The 22,086-nt window shown below is 42.5% G+C and carries 21 protein-coding genes; 15 read left to right on the top strand and 6 right to left on the bottom strand.

All coding sequences use genetic code 11. The features are described from left to right. Window positions 1-128: 128 nt before the first annotated feature. Window positions 129-1,277 carry a methionine aminotransferase gene (locus tag H1A14_RS01760; protein WP_194774477.1) on the bottom strand — a complete coding sequence of 383 codons (1,149 nt, stop codon included), beginning with the start codon at window positions 1,275-1,277 and terminating at the stop codon, window positions 129-131. A 193-nt stretch (window positions 1,278-1,470) separates the two neighbouring features. Here H1A14_RS01760 and H1A14_RS01755 point away from each other — a divergent pair, with 193 nt between their 5' ends. The 6 genes from H1A14_RS01755 to H1A14_RS01730 all read left to right on the top strand — a co-directional run bounded on the left by H1A14_RS01755 (window position 1,471) and on the right by H1A14_RS01730 (window position 7,143). Further along, window positions 1,471-2,424, top strand: a complete 954-nt coding sequence (locus H1A14_RS01755) for an arginase (protein WP_194774476.1) — start codon at window positions 1,471-1,473, stop codon at window positions 2,422-2,424. Between the two features lie 57 nt (window positions 2,425-2,481). Continuing rightward, window positions 2,482-4,272, top strand: a complete 1,791-nt coding sequence (gene argS / locus H1A14_RS01750; RefSeq protein ID WP_194774475.1) for an arginine--tRNA ligase — start codon at window positions 2,482-2,484, stop codon at window positions 4,270-4,272. 19 nt (window positions 4,273-4,291) lie between these two features. Next, window positions 4,292-4,870, top strand: coding sequence for a glutathione peroxidase (locus tag H1A14_RS01745; RefSeq protein ID WP_194774858.1), 579 nt, complete (start codon window positions 4,292-4,294; stop codon window positions 4,868-4,870). A gap of 72 nt (window positions 4,871-4,942) precedes the next feature. Continuing rightward, window positions 4,943-5,854 (top strand): 1,4-dihydroxy-2-naphthoate polyprenyltransferase, encoded by a 912-nt coding sequence (locus H1A14_RS01740; protein ID WP_194774857.1) that lies wholly within the window; start codon window positions 4,943-4,945, stop codon window positions 5,852-5,854. 78 nt (window positions 5,855-5,932) lie between these two features. Further along, window positions 5,933-6,781, top strand: coding sequence for a universal stress protein (locus tag H1A14_RS01735; RefSeq protein WP_194774474.1), 849 nt, complete (start codon window positions 5,933-5,935; stop codon window positions 6,779-6,781). 5 nt (window positions 6,782-6,786) lie between these two features. Then, the gene (locus H1A14_RS01730) at window positions 6,787-7,143 is read left to right on the top strand and encodes a translation initiation factor (protein WP_194774473.1); all 357 of its coding nucleotides are present in this window, start codon (window positions 6,787-6,789) and stop codon (window positions 7,141-7,143) included. 1 nt (window position 7,144) lies between these two features. Here H1A14_RS01730 and H1A14_RS01725 read toward each other — a convergent pair whose 3' ends face one another. Continuing rightward, entirely contained in the window at window positions 7,145-7,648 is a 504-nt protein-coding gene (locus tag H1A14_RS01725) for a hypothetical protein (protein ID WP_194774472.1), read from the bottom strand. 449 nt (window positions 7,649-8,097) lie between these two features. Here H1A14_RS01725 and hisG point away from each other — a divergent pair, with 449 nt between their 5' ends. From hisG to H1A14_RS01690, 7 genes are all read left to right on the top strand, one after another. Next, window positions 8,098-8,958, top strand: a complete 861-nt coding sequence (gene hisG, locus H1A14_RS01720; RefSeq protein ID WP_194774471.1) for an ATP phosphoribosyltransferase — start codon at window positions 8,098-8,100, stop codon at window positions 8,956-8,958. Window positions 8,959-9,006: 48 nt separating this feature from the next. Beyond that, a complete protein-coding gene (hisD, locus tag H1A14_RS01715; protein ID WP_194774470.1) occupies window positions 9,007-10,299 on the top strand; it encodes a histidinol dehydrogenase in 1,293 nt (430 codons plus the stop codon). Next, window positions 10,299-11,366, top strand: a complete 1,068-nt coding sequence (hisC, locus tag H1A14_RS01710) for a histidinol-phosphate transaminase (RefSeq protein WP_194774469.1) — start codon at window positions 10,299-10,301, stop codon at window positions 11,364-11,366. The genes hisD and hisC overlap by 1 nt, the downstream gene beginning before the upstream one ends. A gap of 16 nt (window positions 11,367-11,382) precedes the next feature. Continuing rightward, the gene (gene hisB / locus H1A14_RS01705; RefSeq protein ID WP_194774468.1) at window positions 11,383-12,477 is read left to right on the top strand and encodes a bifunctional histidinol-phosphatase/imidazoleglycerol-phosphate dehydratase HisB; all 1,095 of its coding nucleotides are present in this window, start codon (window positions 11,383-11,385) and stop codon (window positions 12,475-12,477) included. A gap of 27 nt (window positions 12,478-12,504) precedes the next feature. Next, entirely contained in the window at window positions 12,505-13,692 is a 1,188-nt protein-coding gene (locus H1A14_RS01700) for a hypothetical protein (protein ID WP_194774467.1), read from the top strand. A gap of 168 nt (window positions 13,693-13,860) precedes the next feature. Then, window positions 13,861-14,652, top strand: coding sequence for a tetratricopeptide repeat protein (locus H1A14_RS01695; protein WP_194774466.1), 792 nt, complete (start codon window positions 13,861-13,863; stop codon window positions 14,650-14,652). Window positions 14,653-14,836: 184 nt separating this feature from the next. After that, window positions 14,837-15,343 (top strand): PEGA domain-containing protein, encoded by a 507-nt coding sequence (locus tag H1A14_RS01690; protein WP_194774465.1) that lies wholly within the window; start codon window positions 14,837-14,839, stop codon window positions 15,341-15,343. Between the two features lie 799 nt (window positions 15,344-16,142). On the opposite strand, the gene H1A14_RS01685 is transcribed toward H1A14_RS01690, so the two are convergent. Next, window positions 16,143-17,510, bottom strand: coding sequence for a flavin monoamine oxidase family protein (locus H1A14_RS01685; RefSeq protein WP_194774464.1), 1,368 nt, complete (start codon window positions 17,508-17,510; stop codon window positions 16,143-16,145). A 93-nt stretch (window positions 17,511-17,603) separates the two neighbouring features. Continuing rightward, on the bottom strand, window positions 17,604-18,722 hold the full coding sequence (locus tag H1A14_RS01680; protein ID WP_194774463.1) for a Gfo/Idh/MocA family protein: 1,119 nt from the start codon (window positions 18,720-18,722) through the stop codon (window positions 17,604-17,606). A 222-nt stretch (window positions 18,723-18,944) separates the two neighbouring features. On the opposite strand from H1A14_RS01680, the gene H1A14_RS01675 reads away from it, so the two are divergent. Continuing rightward, complete coding sequence (locus H1A14_RS01675; protein ID WP_194774462.1) at window positions 18,945-19,373, top strand: DUF2141 domain-containing protein; 429 nt, start codon at window positions 18,945-18,947, stop codon at window positions 19,371-19,373. Window positions 19,374-19,402: 29 nt separating this feature from the next. Here the strand turns inward: H1A14_RS01675 and H1A14_RS01670 are convergent, their stop codons facing one another. Further along, window positions 19,403-19,834 carry a hypothetical protein gene (locus tag H1A14_RS01670; protein ID WP_194774461.1) on the bottom strand — a complete coding sequence of 144 codons (432 nt, stop codon included), beginning with the start codon at window positions 19,832-19,834 and terminating at the stop codon, window positions 19,403-19,405. Between the two features lie 243 nt (window positions 19,835-20,077). On the opposite strand from H1A14_RS01670, the gene rluF reads away from it, so the two are divergent. Beyond that, window positions 20,078-20,818 carry a 23S rRNA pseudouridine(2604) synthase RluF gene (gene rluF / locus H1A14_RS01665; RefSeq protein ID WP_194774856.1) on the top strand — a complete coding sequence of 247 codons (741 nt, stop codon included), beginning with the start codon at window positions 20,078-20,080 and terminating at the stop codon, window positions 20,816-20,818. Between the two features lie 37 nt (window positions 20,819-20,855). Here rluF and H1A14_RS01660 read toward each other — a convergent pair whose 3' ends face one another. Then, window positions 20,856-21,935, bottom strand: a complete 1,080-nt coding sequence (locus H1A14_RS01660) for a fatty acid desaturase family protein (RefSeq protein ID WP_194774460.1) — start codon at window positions 21,933-21,935, stop codon at window positions 20,856-20,858. Window positions 21,936-22,086 lie beyond the last annotated feature (151 nt).

The following is a 22,086-nucleotide window of genomic DNA, read 5'->3' as shown; positions in this document are numbered from 1 at the left end:
TGAGAATATATCCAGGACGTGCAAAATATCCAGAAATATCTACGAGCGTTTGCCGGGAAATATCCAGCAATATCAGTTATTAATATCCACAAGTATCGTCCAAATCTTCATCGAAAGATGGTATTTCATTATTCAAATTTTAGTCTCCTCAACCGCTCCAAAGCCTGTTCAAGTTCGTCCTCTTCCTTTGCAAAACAAAACCGGATCAATTTATGGTCGGTTTTTTCCTTGTAAAATACCGAAACCGGGATGCAGGCCACACCAAGTTGCTGCGTCATCCTGACCGCCAAGTCAAAATCACTTTCATCGCTCAGGTGCCCGTAGCCCACGGTTTGGAAAAAACTCCCCTGAGCAGGTGTAAACTTAAAAGGCGTGGATTGAAGTCCCGCACAGAAAAAATCCCGCTTTATCTGATAAAACTTAGGTAAATCCAAGTAATGTGCCGGCTCTTTCAGGTACTCTGCCAAAGCATATTGCAATGGAGTAGCCGAGCTGAAGGTGATGAACTGATGGACTTTTCTAAATTCCCGAGTCAACTCTTTTGGGGCAAGACAGTAACCGATCTTCCAGCCTGTCACATGGTAGGTTTTGCCAAAAGAACCACAAACAAAGGTCCTGGCCTTCAGCACCGGATGGGTCATGAGCGAGTGGTGCTGATTTCCGTCAAATACAATGTGTTCGTACACTTCATCACTGATGACAAAAATCTCCTCGTCCTGAATTAAAGCTGCCAAATTATCCAAATCCGCCTTGGTCCAAACATACCCTCCGGGATTGTGCGGGGTATTGACCATGATGGCTTTGGTCCTTTCGGTGATGGCCTCCTCTACTTTATTCCAGTCTATGGAAAAATCAGGCAGGTTTAAGGACACATAAATCGGCATACCTCCATTCAATTCCACTGCCGGGGCGTAACTGTCGTAGTTGGGTTCCAATAAAATGACCTCATCCCCAGGCCTGACCACCGCCGTAACAGCCGCATACAAAGCCTCTGTAGCACCTGACACAATGGTCACTTCCTCCTCCGGGTCATACTGAACTCCGTAAACCGAACTGGTTTTTTCAGCCAATATCTCCCGGAAAACCGGAACTCCGCTCATAGGCGCATATTGGTTGTGGCCCGTTTTCATGTATTTATTGACAAGTGCAACCAAATGCGGATCGCAGTCAAAGCCAGGGAACCCCTGAGAGAGATTGATGGCTCCATAATCAGAAGCCATTTTGGACATGACAGTGAAAATGGTGGTGCCTACCTGTGGCAGCTTGGACTCAATCATGGTGTAAGTATCTGATTTTAACAAAAAGATAAGAACTAAAGATAACAAAAGTCTTCGGTCTTAAGTCTTCCAACCACAACACAAAAGAAAACCTTTTCCTAATTCCATCCTGAAAATGGACTTTTGAGTTAAATTAGCTACTTTTGCGAACTCAAAACCCCTAGCATTTAACCAGGGAAAACCCAAACATGACATGACAAGAGACATTGTACTCGTAGAAGTGAGGTCGGAGATCGCCGCCGGAACCAGAGGCGCCAGTTTAGGCATAGATGCCCTTAAAATCGCCAGTCTGGACAAGAAGTCAAATTTCTTCACCAAATTCGATCCCATCAATGTTCCAGATGCCAACAATTACCTATGGAAAGGCAACCGTTTTAGACATGCCAAATACATAGATGGCGTTTACCAGGTACTCAAAAACGTTTACAGCACCATAGAATCACAACGGCTTGAAAAAAAATTCCTTATTGTGTTGGCTGGAGACCACTCCACTGCGGCGGGAACCATTATGGGCATTAAGGCTGCCCAGCCAGATCAAAGGCTAGGCGTCATCTGGATAGATGCCCATGCGGATCTTCACACACCCTTCACGACGCCCTCCGGAAACATGCACGGAATGCCCTTGGCCATGTGTCTTCAGGAGGATAACTTAGCCTGTCAGATCAATGAACCTGATGAAGATACCCAGGCTTATTGGAACAAAATCAAGAAAATCGGCGGGGATTTTCCGAAAATAAATCCCGAAGATATTGTCTTCATCTCTGTAAGGGATACAGAAGAACCGGAAAACCACCTGATGCAAAAACATGGCATCCGTAATTTTACCACGGATGAAGTGCGGGAAAAAGGCATTTCAGCCATTGCCAAGGCGGCTTTGGATACGCTGAAATCATGCGATCAGATTTACATCTCCTTTGATGTGGACAGCTTAGACAGCTCTATTTCTGTTGGCACGGGCACACCCGTGGCCCATGGTCTTACCGTAGAAGAAGCCATCGCCTTAAATACGGAATTGATCAAAGACAAGAGGGTGTGTTGTTGGGAGATTGTGGAAGTTAACCCTACCTTGGATACAGAGAACTTTATGGCTGAAAATGCCTTTGAAGTGCTTGAAGCCACTACTGCCTCTTTGGTGGAGAATTTCTAATCCAACCCGTTTAAATTCCTGCCAATTGAAGTTATCGCACGGATTACCCTCTTAAACATGAATATAGAAAACCAGATATTAGTTGATATACAAAAGGCCTTTGAGGTACTTTTTAACCATCCCGTTTCCCTGGATGAACTGGCCTTGCAACCTACCCGGAAAGAATTTGAGGGAAACTATACTTTTGTGATGTTTCCTTATTCCAAGATGACCAAGAAAGCCCCGGAAGCAGGCGCCGAGGCTTTGGGAGCCTACCTTTTGACTCATTCGGACATCATTTCAGGGTACAACGTGGTCAAAGGTTTTCTAAACTTAAGCGTCTCCGATTCCCAATGGCTGGATATCTTCAGGTCCTTGCTGGAAAATACAGATCCGCTAAAGCTTCCCTCCAATGGACAACGGGTAATGGTGGAATACAGCTCTCCAAACACCAACAAACCCCTTCACCTGGGTCACATGCGCAATATCTTTTTGGGATATGCGCTGGCTGAAATCATGAAAGCCGCCGGCTATGAAGTCATCAAAGCCAATCTGATCAACGACCGAGGCATCCACATCTGTAAATCCATGGTGGCCTACCTCCATCATGGCCAAGAGGAAACTCCAGAGACTGCCGGTATCAAAGGAGATCATTTGGTTGGGAAGTATTATGTGATCTTTGATAAGGCTTACAAAAAGGAAATCCAGCAACTGATGGATCAGGGAATCTCCGAGGAACAAGCCAAGAAAGAGGCCCCTTTAATCCTGGAAGCACAGCAAATGCTCCGAAAATGGGAAGCCAACGATGCCGAAACGGTCTCTTTATGGAAAACCATGAACGGTTGGGTATATGCAGGTTTTGAATCTACCTATAGAAAAATGGGGGTGGACTTTGACCGGTATTATTATGAATCTGACACCTACCTACTCGGCAAAGACATCGTAGAAGAAGGCCTTCAGAAAGGCGTGTTTTTCAAGAAAGAAAACGGATCTGTGTGGGTGGACTTGAGTGATGAAGGACTGGACGAAAAACTGGTTTTGCGCGGTGATGGCACATCGGTATACATCACCCAGGACATGGGAACCTGCGACCTCAAATACGCTGACTATAAAATCAACAAATCGGTTTATGTGGTAGGCAATGAGCAGGATTACCACTTTGATGTGCTCTTTAAGATCATGCGGAAACTGGGCAGACCTTATGGAGACGGCCTCTTTCACCTCTCTTACGGGATGGTGGATTTGCCGAGTGGCAAGATGAAATCCAGGGAAGGCACTGTGGTGGATGCCGATGAACTTATGGCTGAAATGGTAGCTACTGCTGAAGCGCACACCAAAGAATTGGGCAAAATAGATGGCTTTTCCGAAAAAGAAGCTCACCTACTTTATGAGCAACTGGGCATGGGGGCACTCAAGTATTTCCTGTTAAAGGTAGACCCTAAAAAGCGCATGTTGTTTAACCCACAGGAATCCATCGAATTCCAGGGAAACACGGGGCCATTTATCCAATATTCCCATGCAAGAATTTCAGCTATCCTCAGAAAAGCGGATCAGATCGGAGTAGATTATACCCAATCGGGATTCGGGCAGTTGACAGGCATGGCAGATGTAGAACAGAGCTTGGTGAAAATGCTCTTTGAATACGAAAAGAAAATTGTACAGGCTGCGGATGAAATGACACCTTCGATCTTGGCCCAGTACCTTTACGATGTGGCAAAAGAATACAACCGCTTTTATGCGGAATTACCCATATTCTCAGAAAAAGACAGCTCCCAACAGGCATTTAGGGTAGCGCTTTCCTTCCAGGTGGCCAAAACAATCCGCTGGGGAATGCAGTTACTTGGCATAGATGTCCCAGAGCGGATGTAACCCTAACTCCCTACTTATGATGAAAACCTCAATCCTTGTTTTTGCTTTTATTGCTTTGGCCTGTGGACAGTCCAAAAGCTCGGAACCTGAATCAAATTTTAACCCTGACGAAATGCAATTGGAAAAATCATTTTACGATTTCAAAGTAAACGATATTGATGGCAATGAGGTAGACCTCAGCCAATTCAAAGGTAAAAAAGTCCTGGTAGTAAACGTGGCATCAAAATGCGGGTATACCCCACAGTATGCTGACCTACAGGAGTTGAATGAAAAACATGGAGATAAAGTGGCGATTTTGGGCTTTCCTGCCAATAATTTTGGCGGGCAGGAACCCGGCACCAATGAGAACATCAAACAGTTTTGTACGGAAAACTATGGAGTCACTTTCCAGATGTTTGACAAGATCTCTGTCAAAGGGGTGGACAAGCATCCGCTTTACAGATGGTTGTCTGACAAAAACATGAATGGATGGAATGATAAGGAACCCACTTGGAATTTCTGCAAATATTTGATCGATGAAAATGGTAACCTGAAGAAATTTTTCCCTTCTGCCATCAACCCCATGGATGAAGAAATCATTTCGGCCATCAATGCCTAAAATAAAAAACAGTCAAAAGACCTGTTTTCTGTGAGAAAACAGGTCTTTTTGTTAGGTTTGGAAAAAATTCAAGTGGACGCAGTACTCAACGGAAAAAAGCAAGCCTGGATACATGCCATTAGACCCAGGACTTTGCCGCTGGCCCTATCCAGCATATTGATGGCCAGTTTTATTGCCGCTTACAATGGTATTTTTCGTTGGGAAATTTTTCTCCTTTCTGCTTTGACCACCATTCTTTTACAGATCCTGTCCAATTTGTCCAATGATTATGGGGACAGTGTGCACGGTGCCGACAGTGCTTCACGAAAAGGTCCAATCAGAGCCGTACAATCAGGCATCATCAGTCCAACTGAGATGAAGCAAGCCATGTATTTGTTGGGTGGAATGGCATTTGTCAGTGGTCTAACTTTACTTTATTTGGCCTTGCAGGATTTTTGGGTTTTTATGCTTTTTCTATTTTTAGGACTGCTTGCCATCTATGCTGCAATAACCTACACTTCGGGTACCAAACCCTATGGATACCTAGGTTTTGGAGATGTTTCTGTGTTTGCGTTTTTTGGGTTATTGGGGGTTTTGGGAACATATTATCTGCACGGACTGAGTTTTTCCAATCTGCTCTTGCTGCCTGCGGTTTCTCTGGGCTGTTTCAGTACCAGTGTGTTGAATATCAACAACATCCGAGACATTGATTCCGATCGGGAAGCCGGAAAAAAATCCATCCCGGTAAGGATAGGAAGAAAAGCTGCTGTCAGATACAATTGGGCATTGGTGCTCGTTGGAAACTTAGCGCTTTTGGTATTTGTACTGTATACCCAATCGTACGGTGCTTTATTGGCTTTGCTGGCAACCCTGCTTATGGTAAAAACTGGTCAGGCTGTACAAAACCTGAAAGACCCAATTGCGCTCGATCCCTACCTGAAAAAAATGGCCATTGCCACTTTGGTTTGGGTCTTACTTTTCGGAACAGGGCTGCTTTATTTCTAAATAAGCAATTTGCTAGGCCAAAATTCGTTTATTTTTTTGTATTTTACTGCCTGATATTTTAACCTAAAAACCCCCGTTATGAAAACCATTTTAGTACCCTTTGATTTTTCCGAAGAAGCTCAAAATGCCCTCGAATTTGCTGAAGGCCTCGCCTCCAAAATAAATGCACACTTACAATTGGTCCATGTGATAGAACTCCCGGGTTCCCAAAGTTTCAATACCATGGGAGAAGCTAGTCTAGGAGGAGATCAGATCAATCAAATCTACATGATCGAGTTGATGGATAAGCGAAAAAAACAAATGGCCGAATTGAGGGAAAATTATGCTGACCGACCATTTAAATTCAGTACCAAGTTGCTTTTCGGCAATCCCTACGCAGGTATCTCCAAAGAAATTGCAGAAGAGAAAGCCGACATAGTGGTCATGGGTTCCAAAGGATCAAGTGGGCTCGAAGAGTTTTTGATAGGCTCCAATACAGAAAAAGTAGTTCGGTATGCTGATTGTCCGGTCATTACGATAAAAAAGGCCATCACGGTGGATAAAATCAGTAAAATAGTCTTTGCCAGTGATTTTAAGGAAAAAAGCAACTCTGTCATGAAACAGCTGAAAAAAATTCAGGAAATGTTGGACGCAGACCTATATCTGGTAAAAATCAACACACCCAGTCTCTTTGAAAGCAGCCGTACGTCCAAAAAAACCATCGCTGAATTCGCCAAAAAACATAATTTGGATAATACGCATGTGGAAATTTACAACAGCTCCTCCGAAGAAGAAGGCATCATAGAGTATGCGGAAGACATCGATGCGGATATGATTGCCATGGCAACCCACGGTCGTACCGGGTTTTTACACCTTCTGAGCGGAAGCATAGCAGAAGACGTCGTCAATCATGCCAAAAGGCCTGTTTGGACGATGAAAGTCAAATAAAAGTAATGAGTAAGCAGAAGAAAAACGATTGGAAAAACCGGGAAGGAATGGTCTATTCCACACGAAATGATTTTGAATTTGATTCAGGGGAAGGTTTCAACGAAGAAACCCTCCCTCCTTCCAAACAAATACTCAAAATCCTGCTGGACAGAAAGTCGCGCGGTGGTAAACAAGTCACTTTAATCGAAGGGTTTGTAGGATCCGATGATGATTTGAAGGACCTCGCCAAATCCCTGAAAAACAAATGTGGGGTAGGCGGAAGTGCCAAGGAAGGGGAAATCCTCATACAAGGTGATCATCGGGATAAAATCCTGGTTTATCTTCAGGAAATGGGTTACAAAGCCAAAAAGTCAGGAGGTTAAATCAATCAATTAAATCCGCCTTGAAGGTAATCAAAGGTTGGGTGTACAACACCTTGTTTGGCAACACCTGACTTGTAATTTCGGTAGATAAAATGAGCACTTTGGCCAGTTTGCCTTCGTTGGTCACCAAAGTATAAATCTGATTAGGGGCTACACCTGGAGCATATGCTTCAAGCTGACTTTCTTTTTTGTTTTTCAGACCTTTAAAATATGCCAAGGCTTCCTCCTGATTCTCGAAACTTTGGTGCAACTGAAATACTTCTTTGAAGTCCGGTTGGTACAACATGATGCTTTTTGGATCTCCATTTGGGTCCGTTTCCAACATCACCGCAAAATCAGCTTGCGCTTCTTCGCTGAAAATGGATACGTTTTTCATGGATTTAAAGGAAAATCCTTCATCGCTCAAGGCATCAAGGGAATGAATCTGCTGTGCGTTGACAAAGCAGACAAAAATTACCAAAAAAGGCAAATAGAGGAGGTTTTTTTTACTTTTTATCAATCTCATTTGCTAACACAATTTAGGTGAAACATGGGGTTAAGCATGCAGGAAGGCATTTGAAAAATATATGATCCAACCTGTTTTGTTGTCATTGTTGTGTATAACGACCAAATATAACATTAATATATATTAAAATGAATCTTATATATATATTTTTGTGTTTAGATCAACTTTCTTGCCAACATTTCATAAATTATGAATTTGCACTAGGGGCACCAAAAACAATGTGGTATTTTTGGATGTTATAAATTCTGACTTAAATTTGTCAACTGTGATGAACAAGGCTGTTTTAAATACTTCCAACCATTCTTTTTTTAAGACCTATCCGGTCATGCATCATCATTTCCATCATTCCTGATCAATCATTTACATTGATCATTCTCTACTTCGGGACCCTTCAATCGGTCCTTAGCAAAAATCAAATCGTTATCTTTTCATATTTGTATATTTAACCCATGAAAAACATCATTCGCATCGCAGTTCAGAAAAGCGGCCGATTAAGTGAGGATTCGCTTTCGCTGATCAAGGAATGTGGTATCAAATTTTACAACGGGACTGGCAAATTAAAATCCACCTCCACCAACTTCCCCATCGAATTCCTATTTCTGAGAGATGATGATATTCCGGGATATGTGGCTGATGGGGTAGCTGATCTGGGCATCGTGGGCGAAAACGAGCTGGTAGAAAAGGACAAAACAGTTGAGGTGCTCAAAAAACTCGGTTTTTCCAAGTGCCGACTTTCCCTGGCCATTCCAAAAGGCGAAAACTATCCGGGCCTGTCATATTTTGAAGGCAAAAACATCGCCACCTCCTACCCCAAAATCCTAAGTGATTTTCTACAGGCCAACCAGATAAAAGCAGCGATCCATGAAATCAGTGGTTCAGTGGAGATTGCCCCCAGCATCGGACTCGCGGAAGGCATCTGCGATATCGTAAGTTCCGGATCCACCTTGATGATGAATGGTCTCAAAGAAGTGGAGACCATTTTCAAATCAGAAGCTGTACTGATCAGCCACCTGAATCTTTCCGATGAAAAAAAGGAAATCGTAGACAAGCTGCTTTTCCGGATGAATGCAGTTCAAAAAGGAAAAAGCAACAAATATGTCCTGATGAATGCGCCAAACGAATCCCTGGACAAAATCGCCAAGCTAATTCCGGGCATGAGAAGCCCAACCATCCTTCCCCTTGCCCAAAAAGGCTGGTCCTCGGTTCATTCTGTGATCAGTGAGGATCAATTTTGGGAAAACATTGAAGGATTACGGGCAGCAGGGGCTGAGGGAATCCTTGTAGTACCCATAGAGAAAATGATCCTATAAACCAGAAGCTTCTCTACCATCAGTATTGATCTTAGACACAACCACCGCATGAAAATCATTTTAAACCCCACCCCTTCCGAATGGAAAAAAGCACTGGACAGACCTGTGCATAAAATGAAGGACATCAAAAAAATCATCAAGCCAATCATGGCCAAAGTCAAAAGGCAAGGTGATAAGGCGTTGAAAAAATTTGCCTTGGAATACGACCATGTGGAAATCAAAAAACTCTTGGTCACCAGGGAAGAAATCCAAGAGGCCAAAGACCACTTGGATGCTGAGTTGAAAGCCGCAATCCATGTCGCTAAAGAAAACATTGAGAAATTTCATTTGGCTCAGGAAAGCCCAACCCTTGAGGTTGAGGTGATGGAAGGGGTCACCTGCATGCGAAAAAGCATTCCCATCCAAAAGGTTGGATTGTACATCCCCGGAGGGACCGCCCCATTGTTCTCTACGGTTTTGATGCTGGGCATACCGGCCAACCTTGCCGGATGTGAGGAGATTGTACTTTGCACCCCACCCAACAAGGAGGGTAAAATTCATCCGGCAATCCTTTACACCGCAGATTTGATAGGGATAGACAAAATTGTCAAAGCAGGTGGTGCGCAAGCCGTCGCAGCCATGACTTATGGGACAGAATCAGTGCCTAAAGTGGATAAGATTTTTGGTCCGGGGAACCAGTATGTCACAGCAGCCAAGCAGTTGGCTACCAACTTAGGCGTGGCCATAGACATGCCTGCAGGTCCATCGGAGGTTTTGGTCTATGCCGATGACACCGCCATCCCTGAATTTGTGGCTTCGGATTTACTTTCCCAAGCTGAACATGGTGCTGACAGTCAGGTAGTCTTGGTGGCATCTACAGAAAAAGTGGCCAAAAAAGTCCTGAAGTCCGTTGATGAACAACTGGAAAAATTACCGCGAAAGGAAATGGCCCGCAAGGCCCTCTCCCATAGCGTGGCCATAGTCATGTCCAATGAAACCAAGGCACTGGAATTGATCAACTATTACGCTCCTGAACACCTCATCATCGCAGTGGCCAATGAGGAAGAAGTGGTAAATGGTATTGTCAATGCAGGATCTGTATTTATAGGGAATTTTACCCCAGAAGCGGCTGGAGATTATGCCTCCGGAACCAACCATACCCTTCCGACCAATGGATATGCACGCAATTACAGTGGGGTTTCTTTGGACAGCTTTGTCAAAAAAATAACCTATCAGAAAATTACTGCCAAAGGATTGCAGCAATTGGGTCCAACCGTCGAAATCATGGCAAAAAATGAGCTTTTGGAAGCCCATAAGCAGGCTGTAAGTATCCGTTTGGCCTATATAAAAAATCACCATTAATGGCTTTCCAATTAGACAAATTACTTAGGCCCCATATCCTTAAATTGAAGCCTTATTCCTCTGCCAGAGACGAATACAGTGGCAAAGAAGGGGTCTTTCTGGATGCCAATGAAAACCCATTTGGGTCTATCACCGCTGCCGCATACAACCGATATCCCGACCCTTATCAACGGGACTTGAAGGTCAAAATAGGCTTGGTCAAAAACATCGATTCGGAACAGATTTTCGTTGGAAACGGAAGCGATGAAGCCATTGACTTGCTTTTCAGGGCTTTTTGTCAGCCAGGAAAAGACAATGTGATTCTGCTGCCTCCCACTTATGGAATGTATGAGGTGAGTGCAGGAATCAATGATGTGGCCACCAAAAAAGTCAATTTGAGCCCCGATTTTCAAATGGATCCTAATGCCGTATTGTCTGCCGTGGATGCTGAGACGAAGATGATATTCATTTGTTCTCCGAACAATCCCAGTGGCAATAAGCTGGAAAGGTCAGCCATCAGACAAGTGGTGGAAGGATTTGAGGGTTTGGTGGTCATAGATGAAGCCTACATTGACTTCAGTGATGAGCCTAGCTTTATTGAAGAGTTGAACCGATATCCCAATCTGGTCATTATGCAAACTTTCTCCAAAGCCTGGGGTTTGGCAGGTTTGAGATTGGGATTGGCCTTCGCAAGTCCTGAATTGATTCATATTCTGAACCTGATCAAACCCCCTTACAACATCAATCAGCTGAGTCAGGAATTGGTGGCTGAAGCCTTGCAGGACGTTGCCAAAAAAGAAAAGATGGTCAAGGATATTCTCGAGGAAAGGGACTATCTTTTGAAAGCGCTAACCAAATTGCCACTTGTGCAAAAAATTTATCCCAGCCATGCCAATTTCTTATTGGTTAAACTGCCTGAGCCCAAAGCCATGTATGCGTATTTGATTTCAAAAAAAGTAATCGTAAGGGACCGGTCCAAGGTAGTACATGGTGAAGGTTGCTTGAGAATTTCCGTAGGCACCCGATCAGAAAATGAGCTGCTTCTACAGGCCATGGCTGCTTTTCCAAACCCTATTGCAAACAAATAGACTTTAATCCAATACCATGAAAAAAGTGCTTTTTATAGACAGGGATGGTACCATCATCAAAGAACCTCCAGTGGATTTTCAGGTAGATAGCCTTGAAAAACTGGAGTTTCTGCCCAAGGCCATATCAAACCTAAGAAAAATCGCTGAGGAAACAGATTTTGAATTGGTTCTGGTCACCAATCAGGATGGTTTGGGTACGGATTCCTTCCCCGAAAAGGATTTTTGGCCCGCTCAATATAAAATGCTGAAAACTTTGGAGCAAGAGGGGGTCATTTTTACCGCCATACACATAGACAAATCCTTTGAGCATGAAAACGCCCCAACAAGGAAGCCCCGGACAGGCATGCTTACGGCTTACTTAAACGGGGATTATGATTTGAAGAATTCTTTTGTCATTGGAGACCGGGCCACAGATATTCAATTGGCCCAAAACATGGGTGCCCAATCAATATTCATTGGTGAGCCTCATCCCGATGCGAGCTTTTCTACCTGGGATTGGGATGAAATATTTACTTACCTGAAATTGCCTGCCAGGTCTGCTACCATCAGTAGGAAAACATCAGAAACAGACATTCAGATCTCATTGAACCTTGACGGAAGCGGGAAATGTGACATTTCCACCGGACTGCCCTTTTTTGATCACATGCTGGAACAGTTGGGTAAACATGGCAGCACGGATTTGACCATTAAAGTCAAAGGCGACCTTCATATTGACGAACACCATACCATTGAAGATACCGCTTTGGCTCTGGGTGAAGCTTACCTGAAAGCCCTTGGGGACAAAAAAGGCATTTATCGGTATGGATTTCTCCTACCAATGGATGATGTGTTGGCACAGGTAGCCATCGATTTTGGGGGGCGCCCGTGGATGGTGTGGGACGCCGAATTCAAACGAGAAAAGATTGGAGACATGCCGACCGAAATGTTTTTTCATTTCTTTAAATCATTCAGCGATACCGCCAAATGCAACCTGAACATCAAGGCAGAAGGTCAGAACGAGCACCATAAAATCGAGGCCATTTTCAAAGGTCTGGCAAGAGCCATCAAAATGGCGGTCAAGAGAGACCTCCAGAATATCCACCAATTGCCGAGCACGAAGGGTGTTTTATAGGTATCACCCGTTAGTTACCGCCAATGAATGAAACAGGTCATATTCTTTTTTATCCTTTCATTATTTTCCTATTCAGGAAACAGTCAAACAATCTCAAAGCTCTATAAAACATGGATGCCGATTGGAAGTATTAACGAAAATGGGGAAACATCAATCACCGACTTTCAGCAGATTATAACCTTTAAGAAGGATTCTATTGAAGCAATACTCTTTGGATGGGAAAAGGACACACTAGTTTCTTATTCAATAAAGGGGGACAGTATGTTTTATTCCGGAGTCGAGACAAAGTATTCTTTACAAAATGATTCAATATTAAAAATTGATATATACGGAGAAACCGTAATTTTTAAAACTTTTAATGAAGGCAATAACCGCTATTCGGCACAACAACTGTTCTCAGCTTTGAAAGGCACGGAATGGGAATTTAAAGACGATAGTAGCGGGGAAAGATATTTCTCATTTGATTCTATTGACAGAGAGGCTTACACAATGAGAGAATATATGGAAAACGTTTATTCTTTTGATAGATTCGACATGTATAATGAGAAAATTTTTCAGGAATTGGGATTTTGGACCGTAAAGGCTGTCAATGGACAAATTCTTTTAAACCTAAATGTATCGTATGGAAGAAATGATTACATAATACTTCAGTTAGAAGAAATAAAAAACAATGAGATTATATTTAAGGGTTGGATTCGTGGAATCGAGAAAAAAGTCAGATTCATAAAAGTGCCAAAGTTAGGTGAGGACGAGATTGAAATTTTTAATTCTAAACTTACAGGGTCAGAGTGGTTATTGAAAAGGATAAAAGTGGTTCCAAATGAATTTAGCGCTTTTTCGTTCTCAACTGAAAGTTATTTCCAATCGATTGATACTACCTTGTTAATAAAAAAAGAGGACCTTAAATTAAACCGAGTATCCTATCAATTTGATCAAGATTTAACATTCTCTATTTTCATAGACAATAGAAAAGCTTATTCAGGCACTTGGAGTATCTTGCTAGGTGGTAAAATTCTAAAGTTAGAGGAAAAATGGCATGGAGAGGAAAATTGGTACCCTCAAATTGAATCAAATATCAGAATTTATGAGAGATTTTTGAAAATTAAAAGCCTAAAAGATGAAGAATTTATTTTCATCCGAGAAGAAAATCTTTATTCGGGTTTCGGTTCCTATGAGATGGAATATATAGAGCAAAAATATAAAAAAAGGCGGTAACGCTGTTTATAGCTTACACCTGGTGAAGCGTTAAATGTAAATTCAGTACACATAAATATATATGGTATCAAGTGGTTAATACACAAATTTTTAACCACTTATAAAAAAAAGAGCTGAAAATTTTCATTTAAAAAACTAATCTGATAGTTTTATGGTTTCGTTACAGGCATGAATAAGAACAGACTATTTTACATCCTACCCTTTTTGCTTTTAAGTTCTTGTTTCGGGACTTTCAGTGAAGGTGAGCGTCTTTTTAGAAATCAGGAATATCAAAAAGCCATTTCGGAATTCAGCAAAGTGCTGTTTATCAGTTCCACTGACCTGAAATCGTTGCATCTAAGGGCTAGGGCCCATGAGGAACTTGAGGAATACGATGAAGCCATAGCGGATTATAAAACGATCACCAAGCTCAAACCGAATTATGCACAGGCTTACGCTGGCATCGGGAAAATCAGGTGGAAACAGGAGAACTACGTGGAAGCGGAAAAATTTCTTCTGATCGCTGCCATGCATGACAGCGAAGATTATGAAATTCTTTTTTTATTGGGCAGGGCCATGATCATGAATAAAAATTATCGCTCAGCGGATGAGTTTCTTGAGATCGCCAAGAAAATCAAGCCCAAAGAAGCCAACCTTCATTTCTACCAAGGCATCGCAAGAGCGCATTCCGGGGATCCCTTGGGTTGTGCGGCATCATTCAATACCTACCTTAAGTATGCATCCGACAACCTCACCGCAAGATACAACCGAGGTTGGGCATTGATGCGGATCGGTTACCTAGAGTGGGCCATTGAAGATTTTGATGAAGTATTAAAAGCCAAACCCAAGCACTATGAAGCCATGGCCAGAAGGGCATATTGCTATATGGAACAAGATCAGGCCAAAGCTTGCCGTGAACTTCAAACCGCAGCCCAGGGAGGTAGCCAATTTGCGTTGAAGCACCTGGCTGACTGTAATTGATTACTTTTCAATACATTAAAAAATATGTTTGAACTATTTCAACATATTTATCACTAATCCACTTTTTTTTATTGTATAACAGAAACTTAAACTTAGTTTTGCGTTGAATTTGGGTCACTAAGTTATATTTGAAAATCAAATTGTACCCATATTTATCATTCAAAACCTAAGATTAAAAGTGATTATGATTAAGAAAAAAATGATACAGGTCATCTCTGTATTTTGCATCGGTTTGATCCTGTTTTCAAGCTGTTCCAGTACCACAATGATTAATTCTAGACCTGATGGAGCCAAGCTATACCTTAACGGGGAATATGTGGGTGAAACTCCATATCGGCACAGTGACACCAAAATTGTAGGTTCTTCAACCGACGTAAAATTAGAAAAAGAAGGTTACGAAACTTTTTTTGGGGGATTTTCAAGAGATGAAAAAGCAGATGCTGGAGCCATCATTGGCGGACTTTTTTTGTTGTTCCCCTTTCTTTGGACCATGAAGTACAAAGAGTCGAGGACCTATGAAATGATTCCATTGAGTGGATATACAAGCCCTATCAAAGAGGATAATACTAAAAACCTTTCCCAATCCAAAACAGAAAAATTGAGAGAATTGAAGCAGCTTTTGGATGATGGCATCATTACCCAAGAGGAGTTTGAAAGAGAAAAGAAAAAAGTACTGGAACAGGAAGATTGAGTTAACTTTTACGTTGTTCCTATAAAACACGCCTAGAACTTATCTTTGATATAAACAAAAAGAAAGCGTCATGCTGAAATAGGATGACGCTTTCCTCTTGTTTTAGTTATTTTGAACCTGCCGAAGCTCACCGAGAATACTAAGATTGTTCATTCTGCTTATAAACTTGTTCTACAACGTCATGCTGAGCCTGCCGAAGCCCGCCTGACTTTCGGGAAGGCCCGCTTGACTTTCGGGCAGGCCAGCCTGACTTTCGGGCAGGCCCGCCTGACTTTCGGGCAGGCCCGCCTGACTTTCGGGCAGGCATCTCTCCGGAATTTCGAAGACTCTTCCTTCCGCTCAGAGTGAGGGTAAAATGAACTGCAATTTTTTCAAATCAGGATCAATACTAATCGGATCAATCACCGGATTTTTAATAGCTTGGTTAAGTTGGTTTCTGATACCCTATTTCCTCCTACTTTTTTGCCCCGTGGTCACGGGAAAGGCTTTGACCAAAAAAGTCAAGCCGGGATAAAACCTTCAGCCTCCAAAGCCCAACTTACCCTCGGTTTTCCGGCACCCCCCGCGCAATCTATGGATCGTTTTGACCTCTTTGAGAATCCAGTTTTTCATTAAAGCTTATCATGACGCAGTTTTACAGTTTATCATAAATATTTTCCAAAGGTTTTCGTTATTTGGAATTGAATGATCTCCTTTTTTGCGGAGCATTACCTGCCTTTCGAAAAGAGGTCTATGATGGGTCCGAAATAAATAGAAAAAAGGCTGAAGGACGAACAAAAAAAATACTAGATTCACTTTTTCACCCTCTCACTACCGCATCTGCCGCCTCTTCCCCGGAATTGATCGCTCCTTCCATAAAACCCTGCCAATCTGCCAAATGCTCCCCTGCGAAGTGTACCCTGCCGTGGTTTTTCTTCAAGATGGGCATGACATCAAACCACTGTCCCACCCCATACTTGGCATAGGCACCCATAGAATAAGGGTCTTTGCCCCAATAATACTTGGTGTCTCCTTTGACATAGGCACTGACATCGCCAAAGGCAGGTTTCAGCGAATCAAGAATCAATTGAAGTCGGCGTTCCGGTGTTTGGGCATTCAGCACATCCGCCTTATCCCCTGTTGCATAGGAAATCAAAACCCCCTCTTTACCGGGCTGATCTTTGGTCCCATGGTAAAAATAGTGGGCCGGTCCATCTGTAACGCAATCAAAGTTTTCAACTCCCCAGAAACGTTCCGTGAAGGTAACCGGAAACTTCCCTATCCTCGCATATTGAAGGGCATGGAGGGCTTCCAGGCTTGAATTGGGCAATGCAGGCTGCCAATCAATCTTTAACAAAGAGGCGGTCGGGGTGGTACAGATCAACTTATCAGCAGAAAAAGACTGCCCATCCTCACAGGTCAAGGTCACCCCTTTTTTGTTTTGCTCTACACGAGCTACTTTGTGACTGAGATGGATGTTATTTCTCCCGACGGCATCTGCCAGCTTTTCGGCCAATGTGCTGTTTCCTCCTTTGATTTTGAAATCCATCTCATTTTTTTCGCTGCTTTCGGCATATTCTGCCAAAGCTGAAAAAGCAGAAACGTTTCGAATGGATTCCCCAAAATCAGTGCTGTCAAGGAGTTCCCTAAGATCCATATCCCTTTCTCCAAATCCCTTTAGTGACAGGTACCGCCACCAATCCATCTTATCCAGCCTGATTTTTTCTTTGTCTGACACCTTGGCCCACCAATCCGGAAGCTGCTTCCAAAAAGCATCCATATCCTCAGAGAAATCCCATGAACCAGCTTTTTGGTATTGGCCACCATAGATCATGTGGGAATCAAACTGATTGTTGAAGAGTTCGAGGTTAAATTCTTCACAGAGTGCGATCACCCTTTCGTGTGAGGCCCCCACCCACTCGGCACCCAGCTCAATGACCAGGTCCTCGGTGTCTTTTGGGTGATGAGAAAAGACTCGTCCACCCACTCTGTTTCTGGCTTCCAATAAGGTCACTTGGACTCCTTTTTGTCGAAGTTGATAGGCAGCAGCCAATCCTGACAATCCGGCACCAATGACCAATACACTTTTTGTTTTTGCGCCCGGTAAGACCGCAGCAAGGGAGTCTGTAGGCAGGGCCAATGCACTTCCAGCCAACACAGTGGCTTGAAGAAAATCTCTTCTATTCATAGGGTTGAAAATTAAGGATAAAAGCCTTTTCCTTTCCCCACAAGCCCAAAGGGTAATCAGGCTGATCTTACCCCCGTTGTACTGATGTTTTGTTTATAAAGACAATCCGATTTTTCCTCCAGTTTTGACAGCTTCAAAAATGGCATCGATGATGACCATATCTTTGACCCCATCAGCCCCACCTACTGGCATGACGGGCTCCTTTCCTTCCAAAATTATACCTGCCATCTCATCCATTTGTACAGTTTGGTGCGTCACATGTGGTAATTCCAATGTACCCTTGTGGGTACGTCCTTTTATGGGGCCATACCCCGTGGCAGGTTGGAGTTCTGCAAAGCCTTTGTCTCCATTGAGAAAAAACCTATCTAGGTTATTCATGGTGTAGGTTGAAAGACAGGAAGCTACAGCTCCACTGGGAAAGCCTAATTGAAACTGAATGGTTTCATCTACTCCTTCCTTGAATTTGATAGGATCCGTTTTGGTTTCCTGTGCAGTTACCCAAATGGGTTCCTCTCCTACCATATACCTGGCTCCATTAATGGCGTAGATGCCAATATCCATCATGGCTCCCCCACCCGCCAAATCTTTGTCCAATCTCCACTGATTGGGATCACCTATCCTAAATCCACTCAATCCTTGAAAAAAAAGCACCTTACCCAACTCTCCTTCTTTCCTCATCCGAATGATTTCCAATGTATTGGCTTCAAAGCGCATGCGGTATCCAATCAGTAACTTAACATTGGCTGCTCGGCAAGCATCTACCATTTCCCGGCCTTCTTTGGCATTGATGGCCATGGGTTTCTCGCAGATGACATGTTTGCCGGCTTTGGCTACCCTTAAAGTCTGTCCGTGGTGTAAGGCATTGGGAGTGATGATGTACACGGCATCAATGTCAGGGTTGTCTTTGATTTGATCAAAATTTTCGTAATTGTAACAGTTTTTGTCCGGTATGTTGTATTTGGCTTGCCAGGTTTTGATTTTGGAAGGGGTACCACTGATCACACCGGTAATTTTTGCTTTCTTGCAATCCTGCATGGCTTCTGCCACTCTATTGCCATAACTTCCCAGACCCATAATGGCCACTTTCAGCATAGGACCTTGGTAAGGTGGGTTATGCATATAAACCGTTTTCGAAAAAACATCATTGGCGACCAAGGGAAGTACCATGGTGGAGAGGGTAATTTTGTGGAGAAAGTTTCGTCTGGAACTCATAGTATCGTAGGTTTGATGAATGTTCAATTTATTATATTTTGCTGGGTTTCTTATTCCTAAAATCGTTTATTTCATATTCTTAATTAGCATTCCATCAGTTTTGAAACGATGGTTTGATTTAATTTTGAACCAATACCACCTGTACAAAGCAACATTTCCCACCACAAATCAGTTGGAATGGTTTATGTATAGGTTCTACTCAATAAACTAACCACCATATCCATGAAAAATATATTGATCATCTTTTTGCCCTTGCTTATGGTTTTGACAAACTTACCCTTAGCTGATGGAGAGCTGACATTGACCGTTGCTGATGTAAAAAGCAGTGATGGTGTAATCAGAGTCCTGCTATTTAAGAGTTCGGACGGTTTTCCTGATGAACCTGACAAAGCCGTAAAATCGGCTTCAGTCAAAATAGAGGGAAACAAGGCCGTCGTCACTTTTAAAGACCTACCGCAGGGCACCTATGCATTGTCTGTTTTCCATGACAGCCGCAATGTGGGGAAATTAAGAACAAATGCCCTCGGAATTCCACGGGATGGTTACGGATTTTCAAATAATGCCTCAGGTACCTTCGGGCCTCCTTCGTTTGAAAAAGCTGCTTTCCAAGTCAAGGCTGGCCAAAACAAGCATGAGATTAATTTGAAGTAAAAAGAAAATTCCTTTTGTAGTAAATCTTCCTATTGCTGGTAAAAGTTTCTTACAAAAGCCAGCAGTTGATTGTCGGTCATTTTATCACTGTTCTGAACCGATAACCATTTTCCATCGAAGGATTTGTTTCCCCTCAACCTGTTTCTGAGTTTTTCTTTTGCCGTACTGGGCCCAAAGAGCATGATGTCTTCAAATCTGTTCAGTTTGCCTTCGAGCATTTTAAAATATTCATTCAACTCATTTTGGGCTATTTGGTGTTTTCGATGTTCGTTGTTTGATGCATGTTCCGGATTAGGAGAAAAACGGGTCTTGTCATTGGTTTCCCCTTCTTCCCTTTTGATTTTCTCATATGGGGAGTCAATGGTCTCTATCAGGCAAGCTTTACCTTTTTCATGACCGATCAATAATGCCTTGGAATGATCAATCCAGACACCGACTTGTTTAAATGAATTGTTGCTCATGATACTTTGGGGGTTATTGTTTTAAAGGATAACAAATCTTTTCAAAAATGCGGAAGTTTAATTTAGCTTTTTTAGGCCAATCTCCCATAAAATTTCGGGCCTTTTACATCAACGGATTTTTGCCTGTTCATAAAATGTCATCTGTTTCAGGTTATATTTTGATTCTAAATGCCCTTAAGCACACTTTTATTCATTTTACCCAAAAAGGATTTAACTTGCGACTGGATGCCATTGTCACTTTGTATGGAAGAAAAAACTTCAATTAGAATCAATAAATACCTCAGTGAAGTAGGATTTTGTTCCCGCAGAGCTGCGGATAAATTGATAGCGGAAGGGAGAGTTACGATCAATGGACTAGTACCCGAAGTAGGAACCAAAATCAATCCTGGAGATGTGGTCAGGGTGAATGGCAAATTGATATCACCACCAAAAACGGAACACATTTACATTGCCTTTTACAAGCCAGTGGGTATCGTAAGTACCACAGACACCAAGGCTGAAAAAAACAACATCATAGATTACATCAAACATCCCAAGCGGATATTTCCCATCGGTAGGCTAGATAAAGCCAGCGAAGGATTGATATTTCTGACCAGTGATGGAGACATTGTCAATAAAATCCTCCGAGCCAGAAACAACCATGAAAAGGAATATGTAGTAAAAGTCAACAAGCCCATTACTCGGGAATTTGTTCGTAAAATGAGTGATGGGGTACCCATTTTAGATACGATAACCCGAAAATGTGAGGTGAAAGCCCTGGACAGATATACCTTCAACATAATCCTGACGCAGGGACTAAACCGTCAGATCAGAAGAATGTGCGAATACCTTGGCTACGAGGTGACCCGGTTGAAAAGAGTCCGGATCATGAACGTGAAACTGGACCTGGATACGGGAAAATGGCGGGATTTAACCGATCAGGAACTGGCCGAAATCAACCGCCTCATAGCGGATTCTGCCAAAACCCATGATGAGGACTTCTAGATTAAATCCAACCATTAGAAATGGCAGTTTGATCGATTCAAACTGCAGTTCCGGCTTTTTTCAAAAACATGTAATGGGATTTTAAGGCAGTGAAGAATGTCGCGTTTTCATGATAAGGCAGATCAAATTCCTCTGCGGTTTCCTTCACGATTTCCGAGATAGCAGGATAATGGATGTGACAGATTTTTGGGAAAAGGTGGTGCTCCACCTGATAATTCAATCCACCACATAAAAAAGTAGCCAATCTGCTGTTTCTGGAAAAATTGGCAGTGGTCCTCATTTGATGTTGCGCCCAGGCCTCTTCAATGTTTTCATGGGGTTCTGGCTCTGGAAGAACCGGACCCTCCACCAAATGGGCCAATTGGAACACCAATCCCAAGACCAAACCTTCCGCAAGATTCATAGCCAAAAACCCAATCAAAAATTGCCACCATGTAATGTCCATCAACACCAGAGGCAATACAATATAGAGCACATAATAAAGGATTTTATAGAAGAACAGGTTGAAATATTCAATTTTAGGATGATTGTTCTCGTGCTGTCCGATTTTTTTCTGGAAGAATTTCATGTAATCTTTTCTAAAAAACCAAGAAATGGAAGCCAGAGAATAAAGAAAAAAAGCATAGATCTGCTGGTACTTATGGAAACTCCTTTTGGGTTGGTCACTGGTAATCCTAACCAAACCCGGAGCAACTTCTAAATCCCCATCATGACCGACTATGTTGGTATAAGTATGGTGGATTTTATTATGGGTGATGTTCCATACATAGACATTGGCCCCAATGAAATTGAAAAGAAACCCCAATGTCTTATTGACCCATGCCCGGGAAGAATAGGCCCCATGCAATGCATCGTGACATATGTTAAACCCTATAAACGCCATGGTCATCCCAAGAGCAATTGCAAGGAAAAGACTAACCATCAATGGAAACACTTCCAGGATGATCAAAGCGTACAAGCCTACGAATGAAGTAAGATAGACCACGGTTTTGGTCACCATGGACAAATTGGCTTTCTTTGATAATTCATTGGTCCGAAAATATTCATCTACGCGCTTTCTGGCAGTAGAAAAAAACTGAGAATTTTGATTGTCAACAAATTTGAGGGATTGATTCATTTTTTTTGGGTGATTGATAACTAGGCTGTTTCAAAGGTAGTCATTGAAGAAACAAATATTCTTTCATTTAAATTTAAAAAATTTATACAAATCATTGTTTTCAGAATATAAATGGGTAATAAATGGGAGAAAATATTAAACAAATCCCATT

The sequence above is a fragment of the Pararhodonellum marinum genome (assembly GCF_015354735.1).
GTDB lineage: Bacteria > Bacteroidota > Bacteroidia > Cytophagales > Cyclobacteriaceae > Pararhodonellum > Pararhodonellum marinum.
The sequence above is the reverse complement of the archived record's forward strand: the minus strand, read 5'-3'. Positions and strand labels throughout refer to the sequence as shown.

What these genes read in the sequence shown, in the direction of transcription:
- hisG (WP_194774471.1), top strand. Translation starts at nt 8,098, where the DNA reads ATGAAAAACATCATTCGCATCGCAGTTCAGAAAAGCGGCCGATTAAGT.
- H1A14_RS01690 (WP_194774465.1), top strand. Translation starts at nt 14,837, where the DNA reads ATGATTAAGAAAAAAATGATACAGGTCATCTCTGTATTTTGCATCGGT.
- H1A14_RS01700 (WP_194774467.1), top strand. Translation starts at nt 12,505, where the DNA reads ATGAAACAGGTCATATTCTTTTTTATCCTTTCATTATTTTCCTATTCA.
- H1A14_RS01730 (WP_194774473.1), top strand. Translation starts at nt 6,787, where the DNA reads ATGAGTAAGCAGAAGAAAAACGATTGGAAAAACCGGGAAGGAATGGTC.
- hisC (WP_194774469.1), top strand. Translation starts at nt 10,299, where the DNA reads ATGGCTTTCCAATTAGACAAATTACTTAGGCCCCATATCCTTAAATTG.
- hisB (WP_194774468.1), top strand. Translation starts at nt 11,383, where the DNA reads ATGAAAAAAGTGCTTTTTATAGACAGGGATGGTACCATCATCAAAGAA.
- H1A14_RS01685 (WP_194774464.1), bottom strand. Translation starts at nt 17,510, where the DNA reads ATGAATAGAAGAGATTTTCTTCAAGCCACTGTGTTGGCTGGAAGTGCA.
- argS (WP_194774475.1), top strand. Translation starts at nt 2,482, where the DNA reads ATGAATATAGAAAACCAGATATTAGTTGATATACAAAAGGCCTTTGAG.
- H1A14_RS01755 (WP_194774476.1), top strand. Translation starts at nt 1,471, where the DNA reads ATGACAAGAGACATTGTACTCGTAGAAGTGAGGTCGGAGATCGCCGCC.
- H1A14_RS01695 (WP_194774466.1), top strand. Translation starts at nt 13,861, where the DNA reads ATGAATAAGAACAGACTATTTTACATCCTACCCTTTTTGCTTTTAAGT.
- hisD (WP_194774470.1), top strand. Translation starts at nt 9,007, where the DNA reads ATGAAAATCATTTTAAACCCCACCCCTTCCGAATGGAAAAAAGCACTG.
- H1A14_RS01760 (WP_194774477.1), bottom strand. Translation starts at nt 1,277, where the DNA reads ATGATTGAGTCCAAGCTGCCACAGGTAGGCACCACCATTTTCACTGTC.
- H1A14_RS01745 (WP_194774858.1), top strand. Translation starts at nt 4,292, where the DNA reads ATGAAAACCTCAATCCTTGTTTTTGCTTTTATTGCTTTGGCCTGTGGA.
- H1A14_RS01670 (WP_194774461.1), bottom strand. Translation starts at nt 19,834, where the DNA reads ATGAGCAACAATTCATTTAAACAAGTCGGTGTCTGGATTGATCATTCC.
- H1A14_RS01725 (WP_194774472.1), bottom strand. Translation starts at nt 7,648, where the DNA reads ATGAGATTGATAAAAAGTAAAAAAAACCTCCTCTATTTGCCTTTTTTG.
- H1A14_RS01660 (WP_194774460.1), bottom strand. Translation starts at nt 21,935, where the DNA reads ATGAATCAATCCCTCAAATTTGTTGACAATCAAAATTCTCAGTTTTTT.
- H1A14_RS01675 (WP_194774462.1), top strand. Translation starts at nt 18,945, where the DNA reads ATGAAAAATATATTGATCATCTTTTTGCCCTTGCTTATGGTTTTGACA.
- rluF (WP_194774856.1), top strand. Translation starts at nt 20,078, where the DNA reads ATGGAAGAAAAAACTTCAATTAGAATCAATAAATACCTCAGTGAAGTA.
- H1A14_RS01735 (WP_194774474.1), top strand. Translation starts at nt 5,933, where the DNA reads ATGAAAACCATTTTAGTACCCTTTGATTTTTCCGAAGAAGCTCAAAAT.
- H1A14_RS01680 (WP_194774463.1), bottom strand. Translation starts at nt 18,722, where the DNA reads ATGAGTTCCAGACGAAACTTTCTCCACAAAATTACCCTCTCCACCATG.